This is a genomic window from Nonomuraea sp. NPDC049400, assembly GCF_044466425.1.
GTDB lineage: Bacteria > Actinomycetota > Actinomycetes > Streptosporangiales > Streptosporangiaceae > Nonomuraea.
This window is the reverse complement of the sequence record NZ_JBITMP010000022.1, coordinates 70,508-80,860: the sequence shown is the minus strand read 5'-3', so window position 1 is coordinate 80,860 and position 10,353 is coordinate 70,508. Positions and strand designations below refer to the sequence as shown.

The 10,353-nt window shown below is 72.3% G+C and carries 8 protein-coding genes; 2 read left to right on the top strand and 6 right to left on the bottom strand.

What is annotated here, in order from left to right:
• Positions 1 to 34 precede the first annotated feature (34 nt).
• A complete protein-coding gene (locus ACIBVN_RS31355; protein ID WP_397142512.1) occupies positions 35 to 1,030 on the bottom strand; it encodes a hypothetical protein in 996 nt (331 codons plus the stop codon).
• A gap of 80 nt (positions 1,031 to 1,110) precedes the next feature.
• On the opposite strand from ACIBVN_RS31355, the gene ACIBVN_RS31350 reads away from it, so the two are divergent.
• On the top strand, positions 1,111 to 2,541 hold the full coding sequence (locus tag ACIBVN_RS31350; RefSeq protein ID WP_397142510.1) for an AMP-binding protein: 1,431 nt from the start codon (positions 1,111 to 1,113) through the stop codon (positions 2,539 to 2,541).
• Positions 2,542 to 2,559: 18 nt separating this feature from the next.
• Positions 2,560 to 3,648 carry a S1C family serine protease gene (locus tag ACIBVN_RS31345; RefSeq protein WP_397142508.1) on the top strand — a complete coding sequence of 363 codons (1,089 nt, stop codon included), beginning with the start codon at positions 2,560 to 2,562 and terminating at the stop codon, positions 3,646 to 3,648.
• A 38-nt stretch (positions 3,649 to 3,686) separates the two neighbouring features.
• On the opposite strand, the gene ACIBVN_RS31340 is transcribed toward ACIBVN_RS31345, so the two are convergent.
• The 5 genes from ACIBVN_RS31340 to ACIBVN_RS31320 form a co-directional block, all read right to left on the bottom strand.
• Positions 3,687 to 4,229, bottom strand: a complete 543-nt coding sequence (locus ACIBVN_RS31340) for an OmpA family protein (RefSeq protein WP_397142506.1) — start codon at positions 4,227 to 4,229, stop codon at positions 3,687 to 3,689.
• Entirely contained in the window at positions 4,213 to 4,803 is a 591-nt protein-coding gene (locus ACIBVN_RS31335) for a hypothetical protein (protein WP_397142504.1), read from the bottom strand. Before ACIBVN_RS31335 ends, ACIBVN_RS31340 begins: the two co-directional genes overlap by 17 nt.
• A 73-nt stretch (positions 4,804 to 4,876) precedes the next feature.
• Entirely contained in the window at positions 4,877 to 7,690 is a 2,814-nt protein-coding gene (locus ACIBVN_RS31330) for a BTAD domain-containing putative transcriptional regulator (RefSeq protein WP_397142502.1), read from the bottom strand.
• A 13-nt stretch (positions 7,691 to 7,703) separates the two neighbouring features.
• Entirely contained in the window at positions 7,704 to 9,293 is a 1,590-nt protein-coding gene (locus ACIBVN_RS31325) for a protein kinase (protein WP_397142500.1), read from the bottom strand.
• 44 nt (positions 9,294 to 9,337) lie between these two features.
• Entirely contained in the window at positions 9,338 to 10,300 is a 963-nt protein-coding gene (locus tag ACIBVN_RS31320) for a GlxA family transcriptional regulator (protein WP_397142498.1), read from the bottom strand.
• Positions 10,301 to 10,353 lie beyond the last annotated feature (53 nt).

Sequence of the window (10,353 nt, the reverse complement as noted above, 5' to 3'; positions counted from 1 at the left end):
ACCCAGAATCATATTCTAGAGGATGCTTCTGGGCCTAGAGCGGGCGAAGCTGTTGCACGAGGGTGTTGATGTCGCGCCAGTGCTTCTTGTTCGTCTCGGGGATGGAGGCCAGGAGCATCGCGGGCTTGTTCTTGCCCACCTCGACGACCGTCACCATGGCCTGGGCGACCTGCTGCTTGCCGTTGAAGGGGTAGGTGACCTTGTAGCCGAGCGTCCAGCCCTTGCCGACCGGGATCTTCTTGGAGGCGGTCCAGGCGAGCGTGGCGCCTTCGGGGTACTGGGTGCTGATCGCCCAGCGAGCGGCCTGGGCGGCGAGTTCGCGGTAGTCGGCGTCCTTGGCGGGCTTCTTCTCCGGCGAGTCGCCAGGGAACATGGCCGAGGCGATCACCGTGTGCGGGACGGCCACCTTGCCGATGCGCTGCGCGATCGAGAACGGCGGGAACGACTTGGCCTTCCACGGCGCGGCCAGCCTGGGGTAGCTGATGCCGGTGTTCTGGTCGCTGATGATGCCGATGACCACGGACGCCGTGCCCGGCAGGGTCGGGTACGCCTTGCTCGCCGGCACGGACGGCAGCACGATCGGGCTCTCGGTCACGGTCGGCGTGGGCGACGCCACGGGTCCGGCGGAGGCCGGTGGCGGGGCGGCGGGGGCGGCCTGCTCGGCAGCCTTCTTGTTGGCGGGCACGTCGCCGGAGAAGAGCGTGAAGACCAGGAACACGGCCAGGACGGTGCCGAGTATGGCGCCGACGAGGTAGACGAACTTGATCGGGATGTCGCCGATGCCACGCCTCGGCGGCTCGGGAACGGGCGGCAGCGAGGATAACTGGCCGGCCGGAGGCGACTGCGCCGGAAGCGGCTCCATCCAGGGCTGCCGGGCTGGCGGCTGCTGTGCCGGCGGGCGGATCGGGACCGACGGCCCCGGCGCGGGCGGGCGGGGGATCTGGACCGTCTCCTCAGACGGCAGGACGACCTTGCGGAACGGAGTGGTGGGTGAATCGTGCGAGGGACTCTGGTCGCCGACGTCCTCCATGACCTCGAGATTACGTCACGAGAGAGCGGGATAATTCCTCTGTTCGCCCCGCAGAATCTAATTCTGTATGGTCTGCGGATATGAGGGGTTTCTATGAGATCGCAGTCAACGACCCCGAACGTCCCGCCCTCCTCGGTGACGCGGGCACCACCTACGGCGAGCTGCTCGCTCGCGTGAACCGGGCCTCCAACGGCCTGGCGTCCCGCGGGGTCGCGCCCGGCGACTGCGTGGTCACCGTGCTGAGGAACGGGCTCGACGCGCTCACCATGATGCTCGCGACCTACCAGAACGGCGCATACCTCGTCCCCGTGAACTGGCACTTCACGGCCGAGGAGATCGGCTACATCGTGGCCGACTGCGGGGCCGAGGTAGTGATCTCACCTGAGGCCCTCACGGTCGGCGAGCTCGTCTCCGGGCAGCCCGCCGACGCGCCCGCGCACCGGCGGGCCGGGTCCATGATGCTCTACACCTCGGGTACGACGGGGCGGCCCAAGGGAGTGCGGCGGCGGCTGCTGGACCTGACGCCGGAGGAGCTGTACCCGATCCTGATGCGGAAGAGCTGGCGGCATTTCGGGCTGCCGTTCGGCGGGGTGCACCTGGTGTGCTCGCAGCTCTACCACTCGGCGCCGTACGGGCAGGCCATGATGGCGCTGCAGCTGGGGCACTCGATCGTGGCGCCGGAGCGGTTCGAGGCCGCCGAGGCGTTGCGGCTGATCGAGCGGTATCGGGTGACGAACGCGTTCATGGTGCCCACGATGTTCCACCGGCTGCTGGGGGTGCCGGATCGGGAGTCGTACGACCTGTCGTCCCTCACCCACCTCTACCACGGGGCGGCTCCGTGCCCGCCGGCCACCAAGAAGGCCATGATCGACTGGCTCGGGCCCGTGCTGTGGGAGTACTACGGCTCCACCGAGGCGGCCGTGGCGACCATGGTGTCCTCGGAGGAGTGGCTGGCCAGGCCCGGCACGGTCGGCAGGGCGCTGGACGGGATGACGTTCACCATCGTCGGGGAGGACGGCCGGGAGGCGGGGCCAGGGTCGCCTGGGCTGGTCTACATCGGCGGGATCAACCGGTTCGAGTACCACGGCGATCCGGACAAGACGGCGGCGGCGATGCTCGGTCAGGCGTACACCCCTGGGGACATCGGCTACCTCGACGCGGACGGCTACCTGTTCCTGCTGGACCGGCGGACCGACCTGATCATCTCCGGCGGGGTCAACATCTACCCGGCCGAGATCGAGGCCGCGCTGCTCGAGCACCCCTCCGTGGCGGACGTGGCGGTGATCGGCGTACCGGACCCGGAGTGGGGGCACAAGGTCGTCGCGCTCGTGCAGCCGGCGCCCGGGGTCGCGGGCGGCGACGAGCTCACGGCCGAGTTGCTGCGGCACTGCGCGCCCCGGCTGGCCAGGCTCAAGCATCCGCGCGTGATCGAGTACCGCGAGTCGTTGCCGCGCACGCCGACGGGCAAACTGAGCAGGCGCGACGTCCGGGAGGCGTATCTTTCCGGCTGAGGTGGGCACACTCCTGCCATGAAGAGGATCGTCGCGGGACTGGCCGCCGCTGCCGTGCTGCTCTCCGGCTGCGGGCCGGCCCCCACGTCGAGGGCCACCCAGCCGGGCTCGCCCACTTCATCGCCGACCGCCCCGCCGTCCCCTTCGCCCACCACTGGTTCCCTGGCGTCGCTGCACGCCCTGGAGGCGGCGTACGAGGACGTCATCGCCAACGTGCTGCCGTCCATCGTGCAGATCAACACCAAGGCCGGGCTCGGCTCCGGCATCGTGTACGACTCCGCCGGCCACATCGTCACCAACGCTCACGTGGTCGGAAAGGCCACCAAGATGGAGGTCACGATCGCCACGGGCGGCCCCCCGCGCGAGGCCAGGCTGGTCAAGTCCTTCGGGTTGGGCGACCTTGCGGTGATCAAGGTGGACCGCCCCGACGGATTGCGACCCGCGAAGTTCGGGGACTCGTCCAAGGTGCGGGTCGGGCAGATCGTGCTCGCCATGGGCAACCCGCTGGGCCTGTCGAGCAGCGTGACGAACGGGATCGTCTCGGCCATCGGCCGTACCGTCACCGAGCCGCAGGAGACGGAGGGCTCGCCCGGCGCCACGATCGCCAGCGCCATCCAGACCTCGGCCGCGATCAACCCGGGCAACAGCGGCGGGGCGCTCGTGGACCTGTCAGGCCAGGTGATCGGCATTCCCACGCTCGCCGCCGTCGACCCCACCCTGGGCGGGGGCACCGCGCCCGGCATCGGGTTCGCGATCCCGAGCAACACCGCCACGGACATCGCCGCCCAGATCGTCAAAGAGGGCAGGGTCACCAACAGCCACCGTGCCGCCCTCGGCATCAGGGGCAGCACGGTGATCGGCGCGGACGGGACGCCGAGCGGGGTGGGCGTGGTCCGCGCCGAGCCCGGCGGCCCCGCCGCGAAGGCCGGGATCCGGGCCGGCGACCTGATCACCTCGATCAACGACAAGAAGACGCCGACGATGGCGGTACTCGCCGAGACCATCGCCAACCTCAAGCCCGGCGACCAGGCCAAGGTGGGCGTGCTCCACTCGGACGGCCGAACGGAGACGATCACCGTGACGCTGGGCCAGCTCCCGAGCGACTGACGCCCTTCCCCGCCGAGGAAGCGGGCGAAGCCGGCACCTCACTGCTTGGCCGTGAAGACGACCTCGACCCGCCGGTTCTGGGCGCGGTTCTTCTCGTTGGGCTTCCCGTCCACCAAGTTGGGCCGCTTGGGCCGGGTCTCGCCGAACCCCCGCGCCTCGAGCGTCACGCCCGCGCCGGTGAGCAGCCCGCGCATGGCCGACTCGACGGCCTGCGCCCGCCGCTGCGACAGCGTGACGTTGTACGCCTCGCTCCCCTGGTCGTCCGTGTGCCCCTCGATCTTGACCACCCCGCCCGCGCCGTCGGCCTTGACCTTCTCGGCCACCTGCCGGAGGCGCTGCCTGGCCTTGGCGGTCAGTTGCCACTTGTCCAGCTGGAACAGCACGTCGCTGGTGAGCGCGACGGTGACCTGGCGTCCCTGCTTGGTCTCGCTCTCGGTCCCGTCCAGCGACTCGACCTCGCCGATGATGTCCTCGACGGGCAGCACCAGGTCCTCGACGACACCGGTGGCGTCGGCCGGCGGGCTGGGCGCCGGGGTGGGGGACAGGACCAGGGACAGGGCGACGCTAAGAGATCGGAACATCGGTGAACACGCCGATCATGGGCATCTCAATGTTGATCTTCGTGACGTCCGCGGGAGGCGCGGCGAAGACCGCGTACAGCGTGGACGTCTCCCCCGGCTCCAGGAACTGGCCCTGAGTGCCGGAGCAGACGCACTTCGCGTCCTCACCGGTGCCGTTGCGGGCCACCCGGTAGCGCTTGGCGTTCACCGGATCGATCAGGGAGACGTTGGAGACCGAGAAGTCGAGCGGGGACGCGCCCATGCTGTTGTGCACGTTGACCTTGCCGTCGGTCGCGGTGACCGTCCAGTTGAGCGTGAGGGTCCTGCCCTGGCGCTTGAGCGAGATGATGTCGGCGCGCGCCTTTCCGTGCATGTCGCCCGCGCCCACCTGAGCCTCGCGGCTGGCGATCACCTTGGAGTCCTGCGGGGGCGCGCTCTGCTGCTCTTGTGCGGGAGCCGCTTCCTGCTTCTCAGTGGGGGTCTCGGCGACGGACTGCGCCTGCCTCTCCTCACCGCCGCCGCCCTGCTGTCCGGGGAGCACGCCGCAGCCCGTCAGCGCGACGGCTGCGACAGCCAGCGCGATCGTCTTTCGCATTATGTGATCACCTTCGTCGTCGGGGATATGGCCCTCACCGTAGGGAAGCGACCTTCAGGATCCGCATAGTCGCCTATATCCGCTGACCACGCCGCCTACGGGCCTCATGCGCGAGCCGTTCGGCACCGGCCCGGCCCGGCTCGTCACCGAGGCCGTCAAACTCTCCCATAGCACGCACAAGCGCCTCAACTGCCTCATCAATGTCGTCGAGGTCCAGCGCGGCATGCGCCAGCGCCATGAGAGCCTGCGCGGTGCCCCTGCGGTCGCCGTACGCGACGAAGATCTCCAGCGACTCGCGGACGAATCCGGCGGCGGCGCCGGGTGCGCCTTCCGCTCTGGCGATCTCGGCCCGTACGAGCAGCGCCGCCGCCTCGGGCAGCCGGTCACCCAGGCGGCGGTTGATCCGCAGCCGCCGCTCCGCACATTCGCGGGCCTCGGCGCGCCTGCCTGCCCCGAGGTGCACCCTGGCCAGGTCGAGCAGCGCCTCCGCCTCGCCACGCGGGTCCCCGAGGTCCTGATAGGCGGCCAGGCTCTGGTCGAGCGCGCCCTCGTCCCGGCGCAGCGCGCCCAGCGCCCGCAAGGCGTCGGCCCGCCCGCGCCGGTCCCCGGCCTCCTCGAAGGCCCGCAGCGCGCGGACGAACGCCTGCTCGGCCTCCGCCGGGCGGGTCTGGACGAGGCCGAGCCTGAGCGTGATCCTGGCCAGCTCCAGCCCGTCCACCAGCGGCTGGGCCGCCCGAAGGGCAGCAGCCGCCGCTTCCGTGCGGCCCTCGGCCCTGTGCAGGTCGGCCAGGCCACGGAGCAGGAGCGCCTCGCCGTGCCGGTGGCCCACCGCCCTGGCCGCGTCGAGCCCGGTGGCCGTGGTCACGTGCCAGTCGTCGTGGTGCGCGCCCAGCTCGAACAGCGGCGTCAGGTAGAACGCCAGCCGCCAGGCGGCCTCGTACAGGCCCGACCGGTAGAAGTCATCGACGGCCGCCACCAGGAACCGGCGCTCGGCGCTCAGCCACCGCGCCTCCTGCCGCAGCCAGCCGGTCTCCAGCCCCTGCCCGCCTGCCCCGGCTCCGGGCGGATGGACCTCGGTGCGGCCGGTCCCGGGTTCGGCCGGGAGGAGGGTGGCTCTGGCCTGCCTGGTTCGCTCGAGGATCGCGCCTGCCCTGGCCGCCAGCACGCCTGCCGGGCCGCCGTCCTCCTCCGCGAGGCGCTCGGCGGCGTAGAGCCTGGTCAGGTCGTGCCATCCGTATCGCTCCTGGCCCGCCTCGTCCAGGCCGCGCGACTGCAGCAGCCCGGCCTCGGCGAGCGGCTCCAGGTCCGCGTCGAGCACCCAGGACGCGAAGTCGGGCGCCGACAGCGCGCCGAGCCCGCGCAGCAACCTCCTCTCAGGGTCCGGCAGGCCCCGGTAGCCGAGCGCCAGGCTGCCCCGCACGGCCAGGTCGCCCGCGCTGAGCTCGTCGAGCCTGCGCCGCTCGTCCCCGAGGCGGCCCGCCAGGTGGTCGAGCGTCCACCCCGGCTTCCTGGCCAGCCGGGACCCTGCGATGCGCAGGGCCAGGGGCAGCCGGCCGCAGAGCCCGACGATGCGCAGGGCGGCCTCGGGCTCGGCGCGGACCCTGTCGTGGCCGGCCACCTCGCCGAGCATCGCCACGGCCTCGTCCTGGCCGAGAACCCCCAGCTCGTACGCCCGCGCCGCCTCCAGCCCGGCCAGCGGCGACCGGCTCGTCACCAGGGTGAGGCTGCCGGGCCCGGTCGGCAGCAGCGGACGCACCTGGGCCTCGTCGGCGGCGTCGTCGAGGACGACGAGCAGCCTCCTGCGGGCCGTCATGCTCCGGTAGAGCCGCACGCGCTCGTCCAGCGCCGGCGGGACCGCGCCGTCCGGGCAGCCCAGCGAGCGCAACAGGTCCTCCAGCACGGCGCCCGGGGGCCGAGCGCCGAGCGAGGCGTAGAGGCGGCCGTCCGGCCGCTCGAGCGCGGTGGCCGCGTGCACGGCGATGGCCGACTTCCCGCAGCCGGGCGGGCCGTGCAGGACGAGGTGCACAGGGGCGGAGGCGTGCTCGCGGGCCGTCCGGACGATCCAGTCGAGCGCGTGCTGCCGGCCCACGAAGTCGGAAATGTCCGGCGGAAGCTCATCGACCTGTCCCACGCGCTGCCGGGTCTCGCCGGCTCTCGTCCACGGGCGACCCTCGTCGCTCAGGACCCGCTGGTGCGTGGCGGTCAGCTCGGCGCCCGGCTCCAGGCCCAGCTCCTCCACCAGCATCCTGCGCGCGTCCTGGTAGGCCCCGAGCGCCTCCGACCGGCGTCCCGCCTGGTGGAGGGCTTCGATGAGGCGTACCCAGGCGCGTTCGCGCAGCGGATGCGCCCCGACCAGCGCACGCAGCTCCCCGACCACCTCCGCGCCCCTGCCGAGCCGCAGGTCCAGCTCCACCCGCTCCTCCAGCGCGGTCAGGCGCAGCTCCTCCAGCGGCACGGCGTGCTCCCGGCGCAACAGGGACGACTCGACATCGGCCAGCGCCTGCCCCCGCCACAACCCCAGTGCCGCTCTGAACGTGTCGCCCGCCTCCGCGATCCGCCCCGACTCGCGCTCCTGCCTGGCCGTGGCGACCAGCCGCGCGAACCGGTGGCAGTCGACCTCGTCCCGCTCGACCTCGATCACGTAGCCGCCCGGCACCGTGCGGATGCCGTCCACGAGCTTGCGCAACGCGCTGACGTACACCCTGAGCACCGAACCCGCCGACGCCGGTGGCCGGTCGTCCCAGACCACGGACACCAGCCGTTCGATCGGCACCGTCTCGCGGGCCGACAGCAGCAGCGCGGCCAGCAACGTCCGGTGCTTGGCCGGTCCCGGCACCTGGCCGGCCTCGATCCGCAGCGGCCCGAGCACGCCGAAGCGCACGTTCACGCCTCCCTCGGCATCACTGGCCCGCCGGTCTGAGCGCGAAGGAGTCGAAGCGCACCCGCAGGTCGGCGGTGGCGCCGGATGCGGCGTGGACGCCTGACTCGTTCGGGCCGTAGGGCGCGTCCGCGTCGGACGCCTCCGCGACCAGGCGTTCGTTCAGCCACATGCGTAGCGTCACCTTGCCCCCGCTCTCGCCGCATTCCGCCACGATGCGGTTGACGGCCGCGCTCTGTGCGCTCGCCGGGCCGTACAGGGTGGTGCCCCTGGTGCCCGCGCGGCGCTTGACGATCGTGACCTTGCCCGAACTGCTCACCCCGAACTCGTAACGGTCCGCGGAGCTCGCCGAGCCATGGCACCACACACCGTACTCCCCGGCCCCCTCCTCGAGGGCGGCCTTCGCACTGACGATCACGCCGCCCGCCGGCTCCTGCCTGGGGGCCGACTTCCACAGCCGCCAGCCCGGCTTGACGACGAGCTCGTAGCCGGAGCCCGACTGCCGGGCGGTCCCGCCCTCCGACGTGCCGACGGCCCACGAGTCGCCGAAGCCCGCCTCGTACGGCCAGCTCTCCCGCGAGAGCGCGGGCACGGCCGCCGCGGCGGCGGCGAGGACGAGCGCGGCGGCCCCCGCGACCCACGGCCACCGCCTGCGCTTCCGGCCGCTGCGCGGCTCGGGCGCCCCAAGCCGGCCCGGGGCGGGCGGCACGCCGACGGTGGGCCGCCCACTCGGAGCAGACGAGCTGGTGGGCGGCACGTCGGGGAGGAGCGGTGCGGTGGCCGGGGCGGCGCCCGTCCAGGTGCGTTCCACTACTTCGGTGGCCGCGGCCAGGCGGGTGCCGCCGACCAGGCCGGCCAGCAGTTGCTGGGCCGTCGGCCGCAGGCGGGGATCCTTGGCCAGCGCCCGCTCCACGACCTGCCTGATCCCCTCGTCGAGTCCGTCCAGCCTGGGCCCCTCCTGCATGATCCGATACAGGACCTCCCCGGGCGCCCCGCCCCCGAACGGCAGCCGCCCCGTCCCCGCGAACGCGATCACCCCGCCCCACGCGAACACGTCGGCCGCGGGCGTGAGCGGCTCCCCGCGCACCTGCTCGGGCGCCATGAACGCGGGCGTCCCGAGTATCGCCTGGCTGGCCAGGCCGTCGTGCTCGACGAGCTGGGCGATGCCGAAGTCGATCACCCGGGGGCCGAGCGGCGAGAGCAGCACGTTGGACGACTTGAGGTCGCGATGGATCACCCCGGCCCCGTGGATGGCGCTCAGCGCGGTGGCGATGCCCACCGCGAGCGCCTCCAGGTTCCCGCCGGAGAGCGGCCCCTGATCGTGTACGGCCTGCGCCAGGTCGGGCCCTTTGACGTATTCGGTGACGAGGTAGGCGACGTCACCGCCGATCCCGGCGTCCAGCACGGGCGCGGTGCAGAACCTGGCCACCCGCCGGGCCGCCGCCACCTCGCGCTCGAACCGCCGCCTGAAGGCCGGATCACGGGCCAGCGCGGGATGGATGACCTTGACCGCGGCCAGGCCGCCGGTGGGCGTGCTCGCGAGATGCACCTCGCCCATGCCGCCGCTGCCGAGCAGACGCCGCAGCGTGTACCCGCCTATGACCTCGTTCATCGCAGACAGATTAGTCAGACCCTGGCGTTTCCGGACGGACTGGTCTACCCGGCCGCCTGTGTCAGCCGGTATCGGGACGGCGAGACCCCGTACCGGTCGATGAACGCCTGCCGCAGCGTCTCCGCCGTCCCGAACCCGCACCGCACGGCCACGGACGCCATCGGCAACGACGTGGTGGCCAGCAGGTGGGCGGCGGCCTCGGTGCGGGCCTGCCGGACATACCGCCCCGGGGTGAGCCCCAGATGCTTGAGGAACAGCCGGGTGAGATGCCGCTCGCTCACGCCCGCCTCGGCCGCCAGCGCGGGCGTGGTGAGGTCGTCGCGCAGGTGGGCGGCGATGTGTTCGACGATCCGCTTGACCAGGCTGTTCGCGGGGGCGGGCGCGCTGACGAACATGCTCATCTGCGCCTGGTCGCCGGGCCGCTGCAGGTAGGTGACCAGGTGGCGGGCCACCGTGCGGGCCAGCTCGGTGCCGTTGTCCTCCTCGACGAAGGCCAGGGTGAGGTCTAACGCGGAGGTGACGCCGGCGGACGTGGCCACGTTCCCGTCGCGGATGAAGATCGGATCGGCGTCCACGACGACCTCGGGGTAGCGGGCGGCCATCTCGGGCGCGCGCTCCCAGTGGGTGGCGGCACGCCGGCCGTCCAGCAGGCCCGCGGCGGCGAGGATGTACGACCCCGTGCAGACGGAGGCGACCCGGCGGCTCTCGCGGGCCAGCCGGCGGACGTGACCGACGATCAGCGGGTTCGCCGCGGCGTCCGCGTAGCCGATGCCGCCGGAGACGAGGAGAGTGTCGAGCGGCCCGGTGATCCGCTCCAGAGGCTGGTGGGCCTGGAGGTTGAGCCCGGTGCCGCAGGTGATGGTGTGGCCGCCGGGCGTGACCATGAGCGTCTCGTAATAGGGCTTCGCACCGTGCCAGTTGGCGACCACCAGCGTCGTGGTGATGCAGGCGATGTCGAGCAGCTCCGCCGCTTCATACCCCACCACCACGACCCGCCGCGCGTCCATGACACCGACTGTAGGTCCGAGGGACGAAGAACCCAAGTTTCCGGACCTCCCCT